Source organism: Streptomyces sp. NPDC046900 (assembly GCF_040644975.1).
Taxonomy (GTDB): Bacteria; Actinomycetota; Actinomycetes; order Streptomycetales; family Streptomycetaceae; genus Streptomyces.
Genome location: NZ_JBEYXD010000013.1, coordinates 121,222 through 142,661, shown reverse-complemented (window position 1 = coordinate 142,661; position 21,440 = coordinate 121,222). Strand labels below are relative to the sequence as shown.

The following is a 21,440-nucleotide window of genomic DNA, read 5'->3' as shown; positions in this document are numbered from 1 at the left end:
CCCCGAACACGACGGAGGGCTGATGACCGACCCGAGCGAGGTCGCCCAGATCGACGACGTGTACTGGCGCGACGAGTACACGCCCATCACGGAGGACGACGTCTTCCTCGAACGCATCGTTGCAGAGGCCGACCTGCCGTCGCTGCTCACGGCGCTGGCAGCTCTGACCGGAGATCACAGGCTGATCCCGGCGGAGCTGCGCCCCCCGCTTCCTCCCGTCGACACGACCCCGCCTGCGCACGGCGGCATGAGCGGGGCCGCGCAGGCGCATGCGCGTGAGCTCGCGCTGTCCGCGCTCAAGCGCGTCCGCGATGAGGGGCTCACCCGGCCCCGTCTGCTGGAGCCCGCGGAAGCACGCACCATGGTCGACTTCATCACGGGCGGGGCAAGTGCCGAGGACGCGGCACTGATGATGCACGAGCTCGACCTGGTCGCGCAGCGTCCGGGAGCACCGACCTGGCACATCGACGAGCTCGCACCCGACCGCGACTTCGAAGTCGCGGTCATCGGCACCGGGATGAGCGGCATCGCAGCGATGTACCGGCTCAAGCAGGCGGGGGTACGGTTCGTCGCGTTCGAGAAGCACCCCGACGTCGGCGGCACCTGGTTGGCCAACACCTACCCCGGCGTACGTCTCGACACCCCGACCTTCGGCTACAGCTTCTCCTTCGCGCAGCGGGCCGACTGGCCCAACGCGTACGCCGAGGGCGCGGAGATCGAGGCGTACGCCGTCGAGATCGTCGATCGTGCCAAGCTGCGCGAGCACATCGAGTTCAACACCGAGGTCATCTCGATGACCTGGGACGAAACATCGGCCACCTGGGTGGTCGTCGTACGGCGCGACGGCGTCGAGCAGTACCGGCGGTTCCACGCCGTCGTCGCCGCGACCGGGCAGCTGGAGAAGCCGAACATCCCGGAGATCCCCGGACAGGACGACTTCGGCGGCGTGCAGATGCACTCCGCGCGGTGGGACCACGACGTGGACCTGACCGGAAAGCGCGTCGCGGTGGTCGGCACCGGCGCCAGCGCCTACCAAATCGTCCCGGGCATCATCGACCGCGTCGCCCACCTCGAAGTCTTCCAGCGGTCCGGACCGTGGACGGTTCCCGCCCCGAACTACCACGACGCGACACCGCCGGCCCTGGCCTGGCTCAGCGAGCACGTCCCGTACTACGGGCAGTGGTTCCGCTTCCAGGCGTTCTGGGGTGCGCGCACGGGACGGCTGCACACCGTCAAGGTCGATCCGAGGTGGGATCGCGCCGACTCGGTATCGGCAACCAACCTGCGGGTGCGTGAGGCACTCACCGCAATCATGCGCGAGCAGTGGGCGGACCGTCCCGACATGCTGGATGTCGTCGTGCCCGCGTATCCCCCCGGCGGCAAGCGCATGCTCCGCGACAACGGCGTGTGGGCGCGCGCACTGCACCGGGAGCACGCCGAGCTCGTCACCTCACCCATCGAGCGGTTCACGTCCGACGGCATCGTCACTGCCGACGGCGAGCAGCACCCGGTCGACGCCGTGGTCTACGCGACCGGGTTCAAGGCGTCCGACTACCTCGGCCCGATCGTGGTCACCGGGCCGTCCGGGCAGACACTCAAGGAGCACTGGAACGGTGATGCGACGGCCTGGGCCGGTATCTCCGTGCCCGGCTTCCCGAACCTCTTCCTCATCCAGGGGCCCAACACGAACTACGTGGTGCACGGCCAGTTCCACTTCATGATCGAGTGCGGGGTCGAGTTCACCACCGAGGCGATCCACCAGATGCTGCGCCGCGGGGCGGCGTCGCTCGAGGTCAAGCAGGAGACCCTGGACCGCTTCCTCGCGTGGATCGACCAGGGCAATGCCGAGCGTGCATGGGGGCAGCCGCAGGTACGCACCTGGTACAAGAACTCCCGCGGCCGGGTCTCGCAGGTATGGCCGTACAGCCATCTCGAGTACTGGAAGCTGACACGGGGCGCCGACTTCGACACCGACTTCACGCTCCGCCCACGACCGGAGGCGACGTCGTGACCGAGCGGCGTGACGTGCTCGTGGTGGGTGCCGGTCCGATCGGGCTCGTCGCCGCTCTCCTGCTCGCCGATGCGGGGGTGCGTACGACGCTCGTGGAGAAGGAGACAGAGCCGGGCGACCTGCCTCGCGCGATCAGCCTCCAGGACGAGTCGTTCCGCACACTTGAGCAGCTCGGTGTGGCCGACGCGCTCAAGGCCGAGTCCCTGCTTGACACCGGCAGTCGCTACTTCGGGCTCGGGGACCGCCTCCTGCTCGAGGCGAGGCCGGTCGCGTCGCGGCTGGGGCATCCCGCGAAGACCCAGTTCGACCAGCCGATCCTGGAGCGGCTGCTGTGGGAGCGAGCAGTCGCGCACGAGGGGCTCGAGTTCCTGCGCGACACCGAGGCGACCGCGGTCACGCAGGACAGCGACGGAATCAGCGTGACCGTGACGATCGGAGAGAAGACGCAGACTCTGACCGCCGACTGGCTGATCGGGGCCGACGGCGGACGCAGCTTCACCCGCCGGGCGGTCGGGATCGATCTGGCCGGTACCACCCAACCGCAGCGGTGGATCGTCGTCGATCTGCACAACGAGCCGCGCGCGCGGGACCCGTTCGCCGAATTCCACGGCGACGGGGAGCGGCCGTACGTGCTCGTGCCCGGCGTCAAGGGACGCCTGCGGATCGAGTTCATGCTCTTCGACGACGAGGACCCCGATGAGATGACGACGCCGGAGCGGATCCGCGAGCTGGTCGTGCCGCGCTTCCGGGCCGAGCTGACGCCGGATGACGTGCGCCGCGCGGTCGTGTACATCGCCCACCAGCGTGTCGCGCGGACGTACCGTGCGGGGCGCACGTTCCTCGTCGGTGACGCCGCGCACCTGATGCCGCCGTTCGCGGGCCAGGGCCTGAACGCCGGTATCCGCGACGCGACCAACCTCACCTGGAAGCTGATCGAGGCGATCACCGGCGGCGCGACCGAGCGGCTGCTGGACTCGTACGAGGTCGAGCGCCGCACCCACGGAGCCGCGATGGTGAGGGTCTCGCGCCGCATCGGCGCGGTCGTCATGGCGACCCACCCGGTGGTCACGCGCGTACGCGACACCGTCGTCCGCACGGTCAGCCTGATCCCCCGCGTACGCGCATTCCTCGCCAACATGCGCTTCATCGCACCACCCGACTGCACCGCCGGAGTCGCCGTTGCGGCCCACGGCGTCACCCTCGACACCGTGGCCGTCGGCCGCGCCCTGAGCCAACCGGTCGTACACGACGCCACCGGTGCCGAACGCGGACTCGACGCCCACCTCGGGCGCGGGTGGGCGCTGCTGCAGATCGGAGGTCCGCCCGACGCGGCGGTCGATGCGTACTGGGACGCAATCGGCGCGAACCGGGTGTGCGTCCGGGCACCGGGCGGCGAGCCGATCGACGGCATGGTCACCGAGACCACCGCGGTGCTCACCGCCGGCGCCGGCACTCTTCCGGTCTTCGTCGCGGTACGTCCCGACCGCTACGTCGCGGCGGTATTCGACTCCGCCGGCGAGCAACGCGTCGTCGAGCGCCTCCGCGCCTTCATCGATGATCGCTCCCGACGCACTGATCCGTACTCCGGAATCCCGCACTCTCGCCCACCACTGAACAGGAGCACCCGATGAGCAAGTTCGTCAGCTACTACCGCGCCGACCACAGCATCGCCTGGGGGCGTCTCGACGCCGAGACCGTCTATGACGCGACCCCGACAGCACCTTCGCTCGCTGAGGCCATCGCAGCTGACGCCCTCGATTCCTTGGCGCACTACACCGATCGCCCAGTGGCGCTCAGTGATGTGCGCCTCGCTCCGGTCATCCCGGAGCCCGGCAAGATTATCTGCATCGGGGTCAACTACCGCACCCACCAGGAGGAGATCGGCAAGGCGGCTCCTCAGGCCCCGGTCGTCTTCGCCCGCTACGCCGACAGCCAGATGGGGCATGGCGAGGACGCCCTCAAGCCGGCGGACTCCGCGCAGTTCGACTACGAGGGCGAGGTGGCTCTGGTCATCTCCAAGCCCGCGCATCAGGTCTCCAAGGCCGAGGCCTACGACCACGTCGCCGGCTATGCCGTGTACAACGACTTCTCGGTGCGCGATTGGCAGCGTGCCGCCAGTCAGTGGCTGCCTGGCAAGACCTGGCCGGGGACCGGTGGCTTCGGTCCTTGTCTGGTAACAGCCGACGAGGTCGGCGATGTCACCGAACTTGAGCTTACGACCCGGGTCAACGGTGAGGTACGCCAGCGCGGCAAGGTCGCCGACCTGATCAACGATATTCCGTCGATCATCGAGTACGTCACCGCGTTCACGCCGCTCTCCCCCGGCGACGTCATCGTCACCGGCACGCCGGGCGGTGTCGGGCTCTTCATGGAGCCGCCGGGATTCATCGTCGACGGTGACGTCGTCGAAGTCGAAGCCAGCAAACTCGGTACGCTTCGCAACACCGTCCGCGACGTCTCCTGACCTGGCGTAGGGCGGCAGCCCCAGGCATCAGAGCGGCTACCACAGGCGAACAAGGAGACGGCGCGCAAAGAGCGCGAAACGCCACCCGCCACCACTCGAAAGAAGGAAACGCCGCTCACCGTCGGCCAGATCCGGGAGATCACTGAGAGGCTCGGGGACATCGCGCAAGGCGTCCACGCCGTCAACGCGAAGAAGAAGGGCCCGCTCTACGAGGCCCTCGGGGTCACGATCAGTTACAAACATACAGGTAGGGCCGCGACCGTCAGGTCGAGACCCTCATCTGCGTATCGCTGTAGCGAGTGTCCGAGGGGCGAGTTGACGGCTAACGATACGGTTGTGGTGGCACAAGGGAAGCTCCACATCTGAGACTGCTGGCCGCGCACGCCACTACTACGCCACAACCTCGGTTGAACTTCCGAAATCGGGCCCGTACACCTCGCACGGGCCAACCAGACAGCCTGTTCTGTCTCCTGTCCCGCTACCCAGTACTTGACGCAGAAGGTCGACGGGATGAGTCGGACATCTTCCATGCCCGGCTCGACAAACTGGAACACGTCCTTGCAGTCGTCCATGTCGACCCCCACGGCCACGTAGGCCGGCCTGCACCGCACCGGCATCGGTCAGCACCGTCGTGGGCGAGGTTCCGTTACGGCTGTTGCCCGATCCCTGGCCGGCCGGATCATTCTTCTCGTAGCCCAGGTGCCCGCTCATCTCGGCTGCCAGGGCCCGCTCCAGCAGGGCCCGGGTCACCTCGGTCAGCAGCCCGCTCGCCCAGCAGGCCACCCCGGAGACATCGGCACGGTCCATCAACCGCTCGACGACCTCATCCACCAGCTCGTTGTCGACCGGCTCGACAGCCGGGTTCTCGGCGTCACTCATGTCCGTCCGATCCGGAGGCCAGGGGCCTGCAGCGATCCCTCGCCACACTGTCACGTCACGGACTTACACGATCTTTGAGACACACCCATCCCGGTCAGCGAGCATGACGGCCTCCTCCACGAGTACCGACATGCCGCATGACCAGGGCAGACGAGGTGTTCGGCAAGCGCAGGGTCATTGGTCGCCGTATTCGACAACCGAGGTCGGTACCACGCCTCGTCTGGGTGGCGACGGGTTGTCGTCTTCGTTGAGTCGATCGATGAGCAGGTTGGCGGCACGTTGTCCGACGTCTCCGGGGTCGTAGGCGACCACGATCAGCGGTAGGCCGAGCATGTCGGCAAGTTCGAAGTCGTCGAAGCCTGCCAGGACGGTCGAAGCGCCTGTGTTGTTGACGGCGCGGATGGTCCCGATGGTGTTACGGCTATTGGCCGAGAACAACGCGGTCGGTGGATCGGGGAGCGCCAGCAGGGCCCTCGTCGCTTGCTCTGCGGTGGCGATGTCTCGTTGGTGGTAGTGGACGTACTGCTCGTCGACGGGCAGGCCCGCCTCGTCCATCGCGGCGCGGAATCCGCGCAGTCGCTCGGCTCCGGTATATGCCGATGGCGGCAGGCCGAGGAATCCGATTTTGGTGTGGCCCCGTGCGATGAGCAGGCGAATCGCCTCTCGGGTGCCGCCGAAGTCATCGACCAGCACGCAGTCCGCTTCCACGCCGACGGGTGGACGGGCAGCGAGCACCAGCGGAAGATGATGGAGCTTTACCGGATCGAGGTGTCGGTGGTCATTGTCGGCCGGTACCACGATCAGCCCGTCGACTCGGCGGCTGATCAGGTCATCGACGAGACGGATCTCGCGCCGTGGGTCTTCTGCGGTGTTGGCCAGGACGAGGTTGATGCCGAATTTCTCTGCGGTCTCCCCCGCACCGAGGGCGAATTGGGAGTAGAAGGGGTTGGCGAGGTTGGGGACGACGAGGCCGATCAGCCCGGCACTGCGGCCCAGGCGCAGGTTGCGGGCGGTTTCGTCGCGTCGGTATCCGAGTTCTTCGATCGCGTTCAGTACGCGTTGCTTGGTCATCTCGGTGATACGCGGGTCGTTGTGCAGGACCCGCGATACCGTCATGGCACTGACGTGGGCCATGGCGGCCACATCGCGCATGGTCGGCGCTGAACGCGCGGGGCGCCGCTGGTCAGGCATGTTGCCGCGGTCGACCTGGGCGATCGGGCGGGCCGTCATGGGGTCGGTGGGGCCGGTGCTGAAGGCGTCGCCGTTGACGGTCAGGGTGCCGGTAACCCCGTCGACGGTGCCGCCGCCCTCGCTGGGGTCGATTCCGGAGTCGAGGTAGGCCCGCACGAGGGTCGCTTTGCCCGCGACCAGGGGCAGGGAGTTGTCGTCGCCAAGCGTGGAGTGGAAGTGCTGGATGGCCTGGGTGACTTCCAGACCGGTGATCTCCAGGTCCGGGGTGGCGTCGGGCGGCAGGACCTCGCTGGTCATGGTGACCAGGAAGCCGGCGTTGCCGTTGTCGGTCTCCGTGGGGCCCAACTGCCGGTTGCCGAGGGTGAGAGGATCGGCGGGGTCAATGACCGCCACGGCGCCGCCGAGCAGGTTCTCGTGGGTGGCGTTGTCGGGCCAGTCATGGTCGTCGTCGGCGTAGCCCAGCACGGCGATCTGGGTCGGCCCACCCACGGTCAGGTCCACGACCGGGGTGACGGTAGCCTTGCTCATCGGATAGCTGTGCACCTCGTCGACCTTGGCTCCGTCGTTGTTCCAGCGCAGCAACTCCTGGTCGATGGCCTCCACCCCGCCCTGCGCCGGGGCGAAGGCGTAGATGTAGACGGCCACATGCGTGTCACCAACCTCCTCGTCCTCCAGTAGAAGCAGGTCCTTGAAGGTCAGGCGTATCTGGGCGCGTTGTGACGGTTCCACCACGCGGGCCTGCACCGTCATGTCGTAGCCGGTGTTGCCCTGGTCGGTGGTGGTCGGGCCCAGCAGGAGACGTCCCAGCGTGCTGGGATCGCGCGGGTCGATCAGCGCATCCGCGGCGCCGAGGAAGTTCTCGTGTCCGCCTGCGTCAGGCCACGGTTTGTCGTCGTCTGTATAGGCGTTGACGGTGATCCTGGCGACGGAGTCCAGTTCGAAATCGACCACCGGTGAATTCGTCGTGTCGACCTGCAGGCTGTAACTGCGGACCTCGTCGACCTTCTGGGACTGGTTGTTCCAGCGGAACGCGGCCAGTTGATTGCCAGCCGTGTCCATGACCGTGGCGTACACCGCCATGTGGGTGTCGCCGGCCTCTTCGTCCTGGAACAGTGTCAGGGATTCGAATGTCAGACGGATCCGTGCCATGGTCGTGCCTCCGGCGGTGAAGCGGCAGCGCAGGGCCATAGACCCGCCTGGGGCGGAGCTGCGGCCGTGGCATCGAAAACGTCCTCCTCGACCTGGCGGACCGTCAAGACGGAACGGAATTAGTAGTACGGAACTAGCGCGCGTATTTGGTTGTGATCAAGGCGTGGCCCGCGTGAGGTGGGTGTTGTCGGAGGCGAGGAATTCTGTTGTTGAACTGCCCGACCAGCTCGTTTTCCTTGGTGTCCGCGTCGGGTTCGGGGTGGGCTGGGTCATGCCCTGGGCGAGGAGCTTGGGGCAGGGCGCAGCGTTACGTGCGGGTGATGCTAATCCGCGAAGTTCCCCGGCCGTGCTCTCGGTCCACTTGACTGAGCTGGTCAACGGTGTGGGGAGGGTGGGGATCGGGAAGCACGTGCGAGTACCCGGCGACCTGGCGGTCGCCGGGTACTGACGGTGGGTAGTGTCGGCTTGGCGCGTCTGCGGCTACTGTGAGGTTTCGTCGTTCAGCCAGTGCGGTGTGTGGAATGTGCCGCCGTACATCGGTAGCTCGATCCTGGCGCCGTAGCGGGCGAGCTGGGCCCAGGGCCGGTTGATCCCGGCGGAGCCGAACGCGCGGACGCGCGTGACGGTGTCCAGGTCGAGGACGTCGATGAGGATCTCCTCGCCGGGGCCCGCCTGCTGCCGGAGGATGCCCTCGGGGTCGACGATTGCACTGGTGCCGACGCCGGCCGGGTCGGCGGCGTTGACGTTGACGACGTAGAGCTGGTTGGTCCAAGCGTTGGCGCGTGCGCAGACCAGCTCCATCTCTCGGTCTCGGGTGGTGGTCAAGGTCGGCTGGATTACCACTTCCGCGCCCAGCCAGGCGAGTTGGCGCATGGTCTCCGGGAAAGAGCCGTCGTAGCAGATGGCGAGGCCGACGCGCCCGGCGCCGGGGATGTCGAAGACGGTGAACTCGTTTCCGGGAGCGGCCTGTTCGTAGGGCTGCCAGGGGAAGATCTTGCGGTAGCGGGCGACGATGCCCTCCTCGGGGGATATGGCGAGGGCTGTGTTGTAAATCTTCCCGTCCTCGGCGCGTTCGAAGACCGAGCCGGGCACCAGCCACAGCCCGGTTTCCCGGGCCAGGGCGCACAAGCGGTCGGTGAGCGGCCCGGGTACTGGCACGGCGACCTCCTGCATCCAGCCGTCCCTGCTCTCCAGCAGCGGTGGCTCGGCGGCGAGCAGGAGCTCGGGTACGACGACGAGTTGGACGTGTGGGAAGAGGTCGCGCACGGCGAGGACCTGCTCCCGGAAGCGGTGATGGGTCGCCTCGGGGTCGTGGGCGACTGGTCGAGTCTGGACGGCGGCGATGGCGAGTGTGCGCATGGTGGTTCAGTCCTCCGTGACGAGGATGTCAGTGACGGTACGGCGTCCGTGGCGGAAGAAGTCCGGGAAGCGGAGCCGGATCACGGTGGTGACCAGCAGACCGAGGACGATCGAGCCGACGCCGAGCAGGAACACGCCGCCGACGCCGTCGATCGAGGTGCTGCCGTAGCCGGGCTGGATCATGTCCACGGCGCTGCGGGCGAAAGCGGCGAGCATCATCAGGCCGCCCGCGAACGGGAGCACGCCCTGGAACACCAAGGCCCGTGTCGAGGTGCGCAGTTGGCTGCGGAAGTGCCAGACGCAGGCGAAGGCGGTGGCGCCGTAGTAGGCGCAGACGAGCAGGCCGATGGAGAGCACTGCGTCGCTGAGGAAGGACGGCGCCGCGTAGCTCAGCCCCGCCAGCAATGCGACCGACAGCACGCCGGTGAAAACGGTGGCGACGGTGGGGGTGTGGAAGCGCGGGTGCACCCGGGCGAAGGTCTTGGGCAGCGCACCGTGCACGGCCACTGAGACGTTGGGGCGCGCGGTGGACACGATGCAGGTGAGCAGGGCGGCGACGGCTGACAGGGTGACGGCGAGCTGCACTACCTTGGCCAGCGGCCCGCCGAGGGCCGCGGGCGCGAGGGTGGCCAGCACGTCCGCGGCGTTGTGCGGGTTGCCGAGCCCGAGGCCCCTGGCTCCGGTCCCAGCGAAGCTGAGCGCGGCGACCGCCGTGAAGAGGTATGTGCTGAGCAGGACGAGGGTGGAGATGACGGCGGCCCGTCCCGGCGCGTGGGTGCGGTCGCGGGACTCTTCGTTGACGGTCAGCGCGGCGTCCCACCCCCAGTAGATGAACAGGCAGAGCAGCACGGACTCGGCGAACGGCCCGCTGCCATGGAAGCCGAAGGGGTTCAGCCAGGCGGGGCTGGGAGCGCTGGCGCCGTGCCGGGCGATGGCTGCGACGCCGAACCCGATCAGGGCTGTCAGTTGCAGGGCGACCATGGCGGTCTGCACGGCGGCGGAGAGCTGGACGCCCCGGTAACCGACGGCGGTGACCAGCGCGATGAGCGCGGCTCCGAGGCAGGTGACAGGCAGGGTCTGACCGGCCAGGCCGCTCAGACCGAGGAGGGAGAGCAGGTTGATCGCGCCGACCTGGGCCAGGGCGGTCATCGCGATGACCGTGGCGATCTGCGGGATCCAGTTGCCGAAGATCCAGCCGAGCCAGGGGCCGAAGGATCTGGTGATCCAGACGAAGTTGGTGCCGCAGTCCGGCATCACCCGGTTGAGCTCGCGGAAGGCGTAGGCGGTGCAGAGGATCGGCACGAAGCCGATCAGCAGTGCGGCCGGTGCCAGGTGGCCGACGGAGAGGACTACGAGACCGAGGGTGACGGTGATGCTGTAGGCCGGGGCGACCGAGGCGAGGCCGAGGGAGACCATCGACAGCAGGCCGATCGAATCGGACGCCAGGCCCTTGCCCCGGAGGGAGGGTCTGGCCTCGACGTCGGTGGGGTTGATTGTCACGAGGGCTCCCGGGGGACGGGCCGACAGTTGTTAAACGCGGATTTAAGAACTAACCGGCCAGCTCGTCAATGGATGGATCGATACGATTGAACGTGAGATGAAAGAAAGGGAGGTCATGGCCGCAGGGAAGAAGGGTAAGGAAGCCCGCCGGGCAGAGCTGAGCGCGGCCGTGCAGCGGGCGCTGCTGGTGCGCGGCCTGGAGGGGCTGCGCCTGCGCGACATCGCCGAGGAAGCCGGGGTGACCCCCGCAGCCGTGCTCTACTACGGCGACCTCGACGCGCTCGTCTACGACACCTACCGGCAGGCCATCGAGCGCTACAGCCAGCAACGGGAGCAGGCGGCCGAACGCTTCACCGACGCCCGCGACCGGCTCCGCGCCTGCATCGACCACGGCCCGGCCACCGGGCCGGACGACACGCTGACGCGGCTGCTCTTCGAGTACTGGCCGCGCTGCCTGCGCGACGCGAAAGCAGCCGCCCTCGACAGTTCACTGACCGAGCGCCAGATCGCGGTCTACTACGGCGTGCTAACGCTGGGACAGGCCCAGGGGCACTTCGCCCTGGTGGACCCGCCCCGCCTCCTCGCGGCGAGCTTCGTCGCCATGGAGGACGGCTACCAGATGGAGATCCTTGCCGGCCGCCGCACCCGCACCGAAGTCGTCACCGCCCTGCGGGCCTACGCCCGCGCCGTCACCGGCCACGACCTGGCGAGCCACCCATGACAACGGCCAAGCATCATCGCCGCGATCGAGCCGCGGCCCGGCCCACTGCCCGGCTCGGGGCCCCCACAGCCGACCGATCTCACCCGGCCCACCGGTGAACCAGCCCAGGCACGCCGCCGGCGGCAAGCCTCCGCACGCCCGATGACCCGGCGACGCTACCGCAAGGTTGAAGAGCGGCCCTTGTCACCCAGCCCACCGAAGTGGCCTGGGCGCCCTGCCACGTGTTGGGCGCCCAGGCCGGTCCTTGCGAGCCGAGGCGGGCCTGTCACGGGGGAAACAGGCCTGCCTCCGCCCTTGCGAGCAGAAGCAGGCCTATCACGGGGGGGTGCCCCTATGTGTTTGGTCAAGGTCGTGGGCCAGGATGGCGGCATGACGACCTGGTTTCGCACCTACTACGAGGACGAAGACCTGTGGCTGTATTTCGAAGCCGCCGACGAGGGCTGGGCAGCGCGACAGGTTGAGGTGCGAGGGAAGGACTCGCGACCAGTGACGGCGGCCTCTCTGGAAGAGGTGCTGCACCTGCGTGATCATGCCGATCTCGCGGCGATGTTCCGCTATGAACGGCAGTACGGCGTTCTCGCCGAAGGCCTCATGGACGGCTGGCAGGACCAGCCCGAGGCAGCCGAGATCTCCGAGGAGGAGTTCGAGCGACTGTGGACTGAAGCCAGGCGGGCTCTCGGCGATTCAGCCTGACCTGGCGGGTTGAGCGGGCTCCGGGTCGATGCCGTCATCCTTCAAGATCTCCCAGACCGTGGAAGCAGCCACCTTGATCCCCGGAACGCGCAGCTCGCCGTGCCCCCTCCGGCACCCCCACGTGGGATTTTCGCGTGCCAGGCGCAAACACCAAGGCCCTGATCAAGTGGATGGTCCGCGGGTCAGCCCGAGCGCTTCGGCCGAGCCTTGTCCGCGTGGCGTCGCTCGGGCCCGGGTTCAGGCGGGCAGTCGCGGCACGCTGTCGATCAGGCGGCGGGTGTAGGGGTGCGCCGGGTGGCCCAGCACCTGAGCCGTGTCGCCCTGCTCCACGACGTGGCCGTGCTCCAGTACGGCGGTCCGCTCGCACAGGGACGCCACGACCGACAGGTCGTGGGAGACCATCACAAGTGTCAGCCCCTGTTCCTGCTTGAGTTCCGCGAGCAGGTCGACGACCTTGACCCGGGTGGTGACGTCGAGTGCGCTGACGGGCTCATCGGCCAGCAGCACTCGTGGATGGCACACCGTGGCGCGGGCGATGGCGATCCGCTGACGCTGCCCTCCGGAGAACTCGTGCGGGTAGCGGTCCATCGCGTCGGCCGGGAGCCCGACCCGTTCCAGGGCCGTCGCCACCTTCGGCACGGCGGAGGACCGTGTGTCGATACCGAGGGAGCGCAACGGCTCCGCCACGACGGCACCCACGCGACGACGCGGGTCGAGCGAGGAGTACGGGTCCTGGAACACACACTGCACGCTGCGCCGGAACCGGCGCATCTGCTCCCGGTCGCGCAGGGACAGGTCGGCACCGTCGAAGCGGACAGTCCCGGCGGTGGGCCGGGCCAGCCCCAGCAGCAGGCGCAGGAGCGTCGTCTTGCCCGCCCCCGACTCGCCGACGAGGGCAAGGCTGCGCCCCGCTTCGACGGCCAGCGAGATGTCCTGCACCGCGTCGACCGCGCTCCCCCGGTGGCGCAGCGCCACGTCTGTCAGTTCCAGTACGGGCGTCACCGCGGGCTCCTCAGATCCAGAGCGGCCTCCAGCGTCCGGGCGCTGGCCACGAGCGATTTGGTGTACTCCGCGCGCGGAGAGCGGACGAGGTCGTGGACGGTTCCCGTCTCGACCGCCCGGCCGTCCTTCATCACCAGAGCCCGGTCGGTCACCCGGGCCACGACGGCCAGGTCGTGACTGACGAAGATCACCGCCATTCCCCGTTCCCGCACGAGGGTGTCGAGGAGATCCAGCATCTCCGCCTGCACCGACACGTCCAGCGCGGTAGTCGGCTCGTCCGCGATCAGAAGTCCTGGGTCACAGGCCAAGGCCATCGCCAGGGCGACGCGCTGCCTCTGTCCGCCCGAGATCTCGTGCGGAAAGGCGCGGGCGACACGTTCGGGTTCCGGCAGCCGTACCTGTGCCAGCATGTCGCCGACGGCGTCGCGCAGCGCGGCGCCCCTGAGGCCCCTGCGTCTGGCGAGGGGCTCGGCGATCTGCCGTCCCACGCGCATCAACGGGTCGAGCGCGGTGAGAGGCTCCTGGAACACGACGGCGGCGTCCCGGCCGCGCACCGAAGTGAGCGCCCTTTCGGTCGCGCCGACGATCTGGGTGCCGGCGAGTTCGACGCTGCCGGTGGCGGTCATGCCACTGGGCAGCAGGCCGAGGACCGCCAGCGTGGTGAGCGACTTGCCGGACCCGGACTCGCCGATGAGGCCGAGCCGTTCACCACCGGCCACGGTGCAGGACAGGTCGTCGACCAGGACTCTGCCCTCGGCGGTCCGGACGGTCAGCCCGCGTACGTCCAGGAAGGTCATGAGCGCCTCCGACCGGTCGCCGGATCGAGGGTTTCCCGCAGACCGTCGGCGATGAGATTGACGCCGACCACGAGCAGGACGAGCAGGATGCCGGGGGCGAGGGCGCCGGCGGGGGCAGTTGTGAAGGTGGCCTGGGCCTCCTGGAGCATGCGACCCCATGAGGCGTTGGGCGGTGGGGCGCCCAGCCCCAGGTACGACAGGCCCGCCTCGGCCAGCACGGCGAGCCCGAACTGCAGGGCCAGGTTGACCACGAGGGTGGGCCAGATGTTGGGCAGGACGTGTCCGAGCACGATGCGCGACCAGGACGTGCCGGAGGTGCGAGCGGCAGTGATGTAGTCCTGCGTCAGGACGCGCTTGACCAGGATGCGTGCCAGGCGGGCGACGACGGCGCTCTGCGCCAGACCGATGGCGAGGACGGCGGATCCCAGGGTCGCCGAACGCGCGGCGACGATGAGCATCGCGAGCAGCAGCGTCGGGAACGCGATCAGGATGTCGAGGAACGCGGAGAGCGTGTCGTCGAGCCAGCCCTGCGCGAACGCGGCGAGCACGCCGAGCACGATGCCGATGGTGGCGGCGATGAGCACGGACCCCAGGCCCGCCTCGACGGCGATCCGGGAGCCGGTCATCACCTGGGTGAACAGGTCACGGCCGAGTTTGTCGGTACCCAGCAGATGTCCCCCGCCCGGTCCCGTCAGCCGTCCGCCGGAGGTGTCGTCGGCGGGATAGGGCAGCCAGAACAGGGAGACCACGGCGAGCAGCGCGATGAGGCCGGCGAGGACGGAGCCGACGACCAGCGTGGCGGAGACGCGGGAGCGGCGCCCGCCCTGTGGTGTCCCCGCAGGCCGCGCCGCTTCGAGTGCGTCGGCCGGAATCACCGGGCACCTCCCGAGAGCCGTCCGCGCAGCCGCGGGTCGATGATCCGCTGGAGCAGGTCCGCGGCGAAGCCGATGAGCAGCACACCGAGGGTGGAGACGAACAGCACGCCCTGGATGACCGGGTAGTCGTGCTGGGCGATGCCGGTGGCGAGCATCGAACCGAGACCCGGCAGGGCGTACACCGACTCCACGACGACCGCGCCGAGCAGGGTCGAGGCGAGCTCGATACCGAGGACGGAGATCACCGGCACGGAGGCGTTGCGAAGACCGTGCCGCCACATCGCGCGTCCGAACGACGATCCCAGGGCACGGGCGGTGCGCAGATAGTCGCTGTCCAGAACGTCGAGGGTCGCTGAGCGGACGTAGCGGATCAGGGACGCGCTCATCACCAGGGCGATGGTGACGACCGGGAGAACGAGGGAGCGGATCGCGTCCGCGGGCTCGGACCAGCCGTCCTGCGGGAACCCGCCCGCCGGAAGCCAGCCCGCGTTCAGCGCGAACACGGCGATAAAAATCATGCCGAGCCAGAACACCGGGACGGCGATGCCGAGCTGGGACACGCCGCTGAGCAGGGCGCCGTACCAGGTGCGCCGCTTGTGCGCGGCGATGAATCCGGCGGGCACGGCGATGAGGACAGCGAGGACGAAGGCGGCGAGGGTGAGCGGGATGGTGATGTTCAGCCGAGAGGCGACCTCGGGTCCGACCGGCAGCGAGCTGACGAAGGAGGTGCCGAGGTCGCCGCTCGCCAGCTGCCCGAGCCAGTGGGTGAACTGCTCGGGCAGCGGCTTGTCGGACCCTATGGAGTGCCGTGCCGCGGCAATCTGTTCGGGACTCGCGCCCACCGCCGTGAGTGCGTTGGCCGGGTCGCCGGGCAGCATGCGCAGCAGCACGAACAGCACCACGCTCGCGAGGGCCAACGACACCACCAGGAAAACGAGCCGGCGCAGAAGGTAACGCGCCATCATCCCTTCTTCTCAATGTCGTAGGCGTAGAACTGGGAGTTGAGGCCGTTGAGGGGGTAGCCCGACAGCTTGCTGCTGGCGACCACGATCTGCGGGTACAGGTACAACCAGTCGCTGGCCGCGTCCTCGGCGGTCTTCTCGTTGACCTTCTTCAGCAGCGCGGTCTGCTCGGCCGTGGTGGATGCCCCCTCGGCCTGTTGGACCCACTGTGTGACCTGCTTGTTGTCGTAGCCCCAGTAGAAGTCGGGGTTCCCGTACCAGACGAGATCGCGATCGTTGACGTGCTCCTGGAGCGTGGCCGTGAAGTCGTGGTTCTTGTAGACCTTCGTGTACCACTCGTCGGGCGTGATCGTGTTAATCGTGACGGTGATGCCGACCTTGGCCAGTTGAGACTTGATGAAGGTGGCGGCCGTGGGGTGCGGGTCGTAGTTCGGGGTGTCGAGGGAGAAGGCGAAGCCCTTGGCGTACCCGGCCTCGGCGAGCAGCTTCTTGGCACGCGCCGGGTCATAGGCGTTGACCTTGGTGAGGTCCTCGTACCAGGGGTCGGTGGGCGGCACCATCGAGCCGATGAGTTGGCCGTAGCCACCCCAGATCGATTCCAGCAGTTTCTTGTCGTCGATGGCGGCGGACACGGCCTGGCGCACCTTGACGTCCGTGAAGGGCTTGGCTTTGTCGTTGAAGGCGAGCAGAAGCTTGGTGGTGGAGTTGCCGTCGTTGACCTTGTAGTTCTGATTGCTCTTGAACTGGTCCAGGGCGTCGGGCGACTGCTCGCTGGTGACCACGTCGACGGCGTTGGTCAGCAGAGCGTTGTTGAGGGCCGTGGCGTCCTTGTAGTAGTGGAAGACGACCTTCTTGTTCCTGGCGGCGTTGCCCCAATAACCCGCGAACCGGTCCAGGCTCAACGCGGAACCGCGGGTCCACTCGCCCAGCTTGTACGGGCCGGTGCCGTCTTCGGTCGTCTTCAGGTTCTTGGCCTGTGAGTCGATGATCCAGACGTAGGAGAGGTTGTAGACGAAAGAGATCGACTTCTGCGACAGCGTGACCTTGACGGTCCGCGTGTCAGGCGTGGCGATGTCCTTGATGACCTCGAGGTTGCTCTTGCGAGCCGACTGGGAGTCGTCCGCGATGACCTTCTGCAGGCTGTATTTGACGTCTTGGCTGGTGAGCTCCTTGCCGCTGTGGAACTTCACGCCGTCGCGCAGGGTAAAGGTGTAGGTGAGACCGTCCCCGCTGACCTTGTAGTCCTTGGCCAGCAGCTTCTCCACCTTGCCGTCGTCGGTGAGCTTGAACAGCCCTTCATAGACGTTGCCGTTGAGGGCCTCGGTCACGCCTTGGCCGCCGCCAGCGGTGTTGTCGAGGTTCTGCGGCTCGTACAGCGAGCCGATGTTGACGGTGGCGTTCTTGTCATCGGAGCCGCCCCCGGCGCTGCCACCCGCGCCGGAGCCGCCGCAGGCGGTCAATGTCAGAGCAAGGGTGGCCGCGGTCGCGGCTCCGTACAGGGAGGTCTTCTTGAGGCTCATGGTGAAGGGCGCTTTCGTGCTGCGGTGCGGGGAGGCTGTCGGCGGTCAGTGCTGCGCGGGGAAGCCGTCGCGGAAGACGGGAAGCTTCTCGCCGGCCTCGATGGGCAGGTGGAAGCGGTTCTGCCGCGGCGGCATCGGACAGTTGTACTGATCGGAGAAACCGCAGGGCGGCACGAAGGCGCGGTTGAAGTCGAGCAGGACACGGTGCTCGTCCTGCGTGCGCTGCACGAAGAGGAAACGGCCGGCCCCGTAGGTGGTGACGCCGTTGGTGGGGTCACCGAAGACGAGCAGGAGGGTGCCGTCGTCGTCGAAGGCGCTGAGGGTGTAGTCGCGGCCGTCGACGCTGAGGGTGATGTCGCCGGGGACGACAAGCTCTCGGGTGCCGCCGTTGTCCCGCAGATGCTCGAAGGCAACCCGGCGGGCACCGGGCACGGGGATGTACGTGGCGGGGAGGACCCAGTCCGGGTCGTAGGGGAACGTGTCGACCCGATCGAAACGGTGGATGGCGGGTGAATCGGCGTCCCACAAGCGCAGGCCGTGCTCGGGCTCCCCGGTGACGAGGTCGGTCCGCTGAAGCGTGGTGACCGTCACAGTGTCCGGTTGACCGACGCGGGCCTTCTCGGAGTCCGGGCGCTCACCGGCCGGGAGCCAGCGGGTCTCAGCCAGGGCGAGGTTCCCGGTCGGCGAGGTGAGGGCGCGATGACGCTCGGCACGCCACGCGTGCCAGCGGCCGAGGGGGCCGTCGCTGGTGAGGTGGGACACGGTCGGACTCATTCGCGTAGAGGGATCGGCGGCCTCACGCCGCGATCGTCACGCTGCGCGAAAACATGGCCCAAGCATGTTCTTTATCTTCCATAAGGGAACCTAATGTCAAATAGGGCGTACACATGTTGAGACGGCCTTCTGGAGGGGACGGTCAGGACCGGCTCCGCGCTGACGCCTCGCCTCCGGCGTCCTGCCGCGGTTGCCGGCGGTTGATCCTCCCGCTTTCCCGCGCCTTCCGCTCGTTCTTCGCCGTCGCGGCCGCGCTGTCCGGCGTCGACGGCCGACCTCTGCTGTGTTCGGCAGGCTCAGCGTGATCGGTCGAGACCAAGCAGATCCACGCCGGTGCCGAACCCGACCCGACGACCGGCGCGCGGGCGGCCTTGATCCACCCGACCGCCTCCTTCGTGTTATGTGACATCCACCACGCGGCCGATCTGTTGCCCCCTCGCCAAGCCCGGGAAGGTCCACCCACGGATCCACAACCCCTGTAGGGTGCCAAGAACCCGGGTTCGGGCCCCTGATCAGGGCGTTTCGCTGCGGGACGGTGGTGGACCGGGGCATGATCGAGATCCATGCGGTGGTCATGGATCTACCTGCTGACGCGCAGGTCTCTGGAGCTGGCAGGCCTCAGGTTCCTGGGCAATGCGGCAAAAGATGTTGAACTGCTGGTCCTTCGGCACCAGCTCGCAGTGCTCCAACGCCGAGTCGGCCAACCCAAGTTGGAACCGGCCGATCGGGTCCTGCCGGCGGCCCTGTCGCGTCTGCTGCCCAGGCAGAGCTGGAGCAGCTTCTTCGTTACCCCCGCGACGCTGCTGCGCTGGCACCGGGAGCTGATCGCCGGCAGGTGGACCTATCCTCACAAGCGGCCGGGTCGGCCGCCGATATCGGTGGAGGCGCGGGAGCTGATCCTGCGTCTCGCGCGGGAGAACCCGTTGTGGGGACACCGCAGAGTGCAGGGAGAGCTGTCCCGGTTGGGCATCACGGTCTGCGCCGCCACCGTCCGGTCAGTACTGCGGCAGGGCAACATTCCGCCCGCGCCCCAGCGGGCTCACGACGCCTGGGCCTCCTTCCTACACGCCCAGGCTTCGGGACTGCTGGCCTGCGACTTCTTCCATGTGGATACCGCCCTCTGCCGGCGGCTGTACGTGCTGTTCGTCATGGAGGTCGCAACGCGCCGAGTGCACGTCCTCGGCATCAGCGCGCACCCGAACCGGGACTGGGTGACCCAGCAGGTTAGGAACTTGATGATGGACCTCGAAGATCGGGTGGACCGGTTCCGGTTCTTACTGCGCGACCGGGACGGGAAGTTCTCTGGTGCCTTCGACGCCGTGCTCGCCGACGCGGGCGTGCAGGTGCTACTTTCCCCGCCGAGATCGCCGAAGGCAAACGCCTTCGCGGAACGCTGGGTCGGCACCGTCCGCCGCGAGTGCACCGACCGCCTGCTCATCATGAACGAACGGCACCTGCGCACCGTCCTAAACACCTACACCCACCACTACAACCGGCACCGCCCCCACCAATCCCTCCACCAACGATCTCCCCAAGCCTCGGAGACCGGCCAGACGGCACCCGTCATCCCCATCGGAGGCCGCGTCCGCCGCACTCAACTACTCGGCGGCCTCATCAACGAGTACCAGCAAGCAGCCTGACGACAGGCAGACAAACGGCCTGATCAGCAGCCCGAACCAGGGTTTTCACGCGGGACAGCCCAGACCGGCAATATCGAGCCGGGTCAACCGCCGGGTTGTCTCCCAGGTCGTGATGATCGGTACCGCCGCTGACGCTCTGCCCAGAGCCTCCCCGTCCCACAGCGGACGTCCTCAAAAGGAGAGCAAAAGTCACCAGCACGGTGTCGATCCGGCTTGTGCGCCGTTCGTCGGAGTGATGAGAGGCTCATCGGGAGCCCACCTACGAGAGGAATCGTCGTCATGTCTCAGTACCTGGTGCTCATCTACGAGGACGAGGCCCAGTACGCGAACGCGACCCCTGAGGTCTTCCAGGAGGTCATGGACGCTCACAACAAGTTTGGTGCGGACAACAAGGACGCCCTCGTGGGCGGTCAGGCCCTCCAGCCGACCACGACCGCCACGGTGCTGCGTACCGACGGCAAAGGCGGCCACATCGTCACGGACGGCCCGTACGCCGAGACGAAGGAGGCGCTCGGCGGCTACTACCTCATCGAGGCCGCCGACCTGGACGCCGCGCTGGCAATCGCCAAGCAGGTGCCTGCGAAATTCGGCTGCGTCGAGGTGCGGCCGATCATGACGTTCAACTAGGAGCACCGTGCCTGTCGCCGCGGAGCGGATCCGTGAGGCGATCGCCGACGCGCACCGCCGCGAGTGGGGTTTCGTCCTCGCCGCGACGGTGCGCGTCGCACGCGACATCGACCTCGCCGAGGAGTGCGTGCAGGATGCCTACACACGCGCATTGACCGCGTGGGCCGACAGCGGGATCCCCGCACGGCCGGGTGCATGGCTGACCACGGCGGCCCGCAACCGGGCGACTGACGTGATCCGCCGCGAAGCGACCCTGCGGCGTGTGACGCCGCTGCTGGCGGACGAAGAAGCAAGGCCCGGGCCCGGCGACGGCGAGGACATCACCGACGAACGACTTCGGCTGATCTTCACGTGCTGCCACCCAGCGCTAGCACCGGAGGCGCAGGTCGCGCTGACGCTGCGGCTGCTGTGCGGACTCACGACCGCCGAGGTGGCCCGCGCCTTCCTGGTCAGCGAAACGACGATGGCCGCCCGGATCACCCGCGCGAAGAAGAAGATCACCGCCGCACGGATCCCCTACCGGGTTCCCGACTCCGAGGATCTGCCCGCACGGGTCGAGAGCGTGCTGACCGTCGTGAACCTGGTCTTCACCACCGGGCACACGGCGCCCAGCGGCAGCGAGCTGGTGCGTGGCGACCTCGTTGCGCGCGCCACCGACCTGGCGTGGATGCTCAGGAAGCTCCTTCCGGGAGACGCGGGCGTCGCAGGGCTGCTGGCTCTGATCCTGCTGACCGACGCGCGGCGAGCGGTGCGGGTCCGCCCGGACGGCCGGCTGGTGCTGTTGGCCGACCAGGACCGCTCGCTGTGGGACCAGGCCCTCATCGCGAAGGGGCGCGCGCTGGTGCGCGAGGCGCTGCGGCGCCGACCACCCACCCGCTTCGCACTGATGGCCGCGATCGCGGCCGTCCACGACGAAGCACCGAACTGGGAGGCGACAGACTGGCGCGAGATCCTCGGCCTCTACGATGTGCTGCTCCGGCATTGGCCCTCCCCGATCGCCGCGCTGAACCGGGCGGTCGCGGTCGGATTCGCAGACGGCCCCGCGGCAGGATTGGCGGCCTTGGACTCCTTGGTGCTGGAGCCACAGCTGGCGTCGTACGGGTATGTGGGTGCGGCCCGGGCGGATCTACTGCGCCGGCTTGGACGCGAGGAAGAGGCCCGGTCGTCCTACGAGGAGGCGCTGCTGTTCAGTGAGAACCAGGTGGAGCGAGAATTCCTGATCTCACGGATCGAGGAACTCGGCACTACCAGGCCCGGCTCCTGACCTCCGGATTCA

17 protein-coding genes and 1 pseudogene are annotated in these 21,440 nt (G+C 68.1%); 8 read left to right on the top strand and 10 right to left on the bottom strand.

Annotation, left to right across the window (positions count from 1 at the left end; translation table 11 throughout):
* Positions 1 to 22 precede the first annotated feature (22 nt).
* From ABZ904_RS16090 to ABZ904_RS16080, 3 genes are read left to right on the top strand one after another with little or no spacing between them, the layout of a single operon-like run.
* Positions 23 to 2,011 (top strand): NAD(P)/FAD-dependent oxidoreductase, encoded by a 1,989-nt coding sequence (locus tag ABZ904_RS16090; protein WP_361823728.1) that lies wholly within the window; start codon positions 23 to 25, stop codon positions 2,009 to 2,011.
* Complete coding sequence (locus tag ABZ904_RS16085; RefSeq protein WP_361003027.1) at positions 2,008 to 3,642, top strand: FAD-dependent monooxygenase; 1,635 nt, start codon at positions 2,008 to 2,010, stop codon at positions 3,640 to 3,642. The genes ABZ904_RS16090 and ABZ904_RS16085 overlap by 4 nt, the downstream gene beginning before the upstream one ends.
* Positions 3,639 to 4,475, top strand: coding sequence for a fumarylacetoacetate hydrolase family protein (locus ABZ904_RS16080; RefSeq protein ID WP_361823725.1), 837 nt, complete (start codon positions 3,639 to 3,641; stop codon positions 4,473 to 4,475). Before ABZ904_RS16085 ends, ABZ904_RS16080 begins: the two co-directional genes overlap by 4 nt.
* Positions 4,476 to 5,075: 600 nt before the next feature.
* On the opposite strand, the pseudogene ABZ904_RS16075 reads toward ABZ904_RS16080, so the two are convergent.
* From ABZ904_RS16075 to ABZ904_RS16060, 4 genes and pseudogenes are all read right to left on the bottom strand, one after another.
* A pseudogene (locus tag ABZ904_RS16075) lies at positions 5,076 to 5,282 on the bottom strand (transposase); the annotation flags it as partial.
* A 246-nt stretch (positions 5,283 to 5,528) separates the two neighbouring features.
* Positions 5,529 to 6,506 (bottom strand): LacI family DNA-binding transcriptional regulator, encoded by a 978-nt coding sequence (locus tag ABZ904_RS16070; protein ID WP_361823807.1) that lies wholly within the window; start codon positions 6,504 to 6,506, stop codon positions 5,529 to 5,531.
* Between the two features lie 1,668 nt (positions 6,507 to 8,174).
* Complete coding sequence (locus tag ABZ904_RS16065) at positions 8,175 to 9,053, bottom strand: carbon-nitrogen hydrolase family protein (protein ID WP_361823722.1); 879 nt, start codon at positions 9,051 to 9,053, stop codon at positions 8,175 to 8,177.
* A gap of 6 nt (positions 9,054 to 9,059) precedes the next feature.
* Entirely contained in the window at positions 9,060 to 10,553 is a 1,494-nt protein-coding gene (locus tag ABZ904_RS16060; RefSeq protein WP_361823719.1) for an APC family permease, read from the bottom strand.
* 115 nt (positions 10,554 to 10,668) lie between these two features.
* Between ABZ904_RS16060 and ABZ904_RS16055 the strand changes: the two genes are divergently transcribed.
* Positions 10,669 to 11,274 (top strand): TetR/AcrR family transcriptional regulator, encoded by a 606-nt coding sequence (locus ABZ904_RS16055; protein WP_361823716.1) that lies wholly within the window; start codon positions 10,669 to 10,671, stop codon positions 11,272 to 11,274.
* Positions 11,275 to 11,613: 339 nt separating this feature from the next.
* Positions 11,614 to 11,967, top strand: coding sequence for a hypothetical protein (locus tag ABZ904_RS16050; RefSeq protein ID WP_361823713.1), 354 nt, complete (start codon positions 11,614 to 11,616; stop codon positions 11,965 to 11,967).
* A gap of 237 nt (positions 11,968 to 12,204) precedes the next feature.
* Here the strand turns inward: ABZ904_RS16050 and ABZ904_RS16045 are convergent, their stop codons facing one another.
* From ABZ904_RS16045 to ABZ904_RS16020, 6 genes are read right to left on the bottom strand one after another with little or no spacing between them, the layout of a single operon-like run.
* On the bottom strand, positions 12,205 to 12,969 hold the full coding sequence (locus tag ABZ904_RS16045) for an ABC transporter ATP-binding protein (RefSeq protein WP_361823710.1): 765 nt from the start codon (positions 12,967 to 12,969) through the stop codon (positions 12,205 to 12,207).
* Complete coding sequence (locus tag ABZ904_RS16040; RefSeq protein ID WP_361823707.1) at positions 12,966 to 13,766, bottom strand: ABC transporter ATP-binding protein; 801 nt, start codon at positions 13,764 to 13,766, stop codon at positions 12,966 to 12,968. The genes ABZ904_RS16045 and ABZ904_RS16040 overlap by 4 nt, the downstream gene beginning before the upstream one ends.
* The gene (locus tag ABZ904_RS16035) at positions 13,763 to 14,641 is read right to left on the bottom strand and encodes an ABC transporter permease (protein WP_361823704.1); all 879 of its coding nucleotides are present in this window, start codon (positions 14,639 to 14,641) and stop codon (positions 13,763 to 13,765) included. The genes ABZ904_RS16040 and ABZ904_RS16035 overlap by 4 nt, the downstream gene beginning before the upstream one ends.
* The gene (locus ABZ904_RS16030) at positions 14,638 to 15,603 is read right to left on the bottom strand and encodes an ABC transporter permease (RefSeq protein WP_361823702.1); all 966 of its coding nucleotides are present in this window, start codon (positions 15,601 to 15,603) and stop codon (positions 14,638 to 14,640) included. Before ABZ904_RS16030 ends, ABZ904_RS16035 begins: the two co-directional genes overlap by 4 nt.
* The gene (locus ABZ904_RS16025) at positions 15,603 to 17,123 is read right to left on the bottom strand and encodes an ABC transporter substrate-binding protein (RefSeq protein ID WP_361823700.1); all 1,521 of its coding nucleotides are present in this window, start codon (positions 17,121 to 17,123) and stop codon (positions 15,603 to 15,605) included. Before ABZ904_RS16025 ends, ABZ904_RS16030 begins: the two co-directional genes overlap by 1 nt.
* 45 nt (positions 17,124 to 17,168) lie before the next feature.
* Positions 17,169 to 17,897 (bottom strand): DUF1684 domain-containing protein, encoded by a 729-nt coding sequence (locus tag ABZ904_RS16020; RefSeq protein ID WP_361823697.1) that lies wholly within the window; start codon positions 17,895 to 17,897, stop codon positions 17,169 to 17,171.
* 563 nt (positions 17,898 to 18,460) lie between these two features.
* Between ABZ904_RS16020 and ABZ904_RS16015 the strand changes: the two genes are divergently transcribed.
* From ABZ904_RS16015 to ABZ904_RS16005, 3 genes are all read left to right on the top strand, one after another.
* Positions 18,461 to 19,537, top strand: a complete 1,077-nt coding sequence (locus ABZ904_RS16015) for an integrase core domain-containing protein (RefSeq protein ID WP_361823694.1) — start codon at positions 18,461 to 18,463, stop codon at positions 19,535 to 19,537.
* Positions 19,538 to 19,816: 279 nt separating this feature from the next.
* On the top strand, positions 19,817 to 20,164 hold the full coding sequence (locus ABZ904_RS16010) for a YciI family protein (RefSeq protein WP_361004331.1): 348 nt from the start codon (positions 19,817 to 19,819) through the stop codon (positions 20,162 to 20,164).
* Between the two features lie 7 nt (positions 20,165 to 20,171).
* A complete protein-coding gene (locus ABZ904_RS16005; RefSeq protein ID WP_361823690.1) occupies positions 20,172 to 21,428 on the top strand; it encodes a sigma-70 family RNA polymerase sigma factor in 1,257 nt (418 codons plus the stop codon).
* Positions 21,429 to 21,440 lie beyond the last annotated feature (12 nt).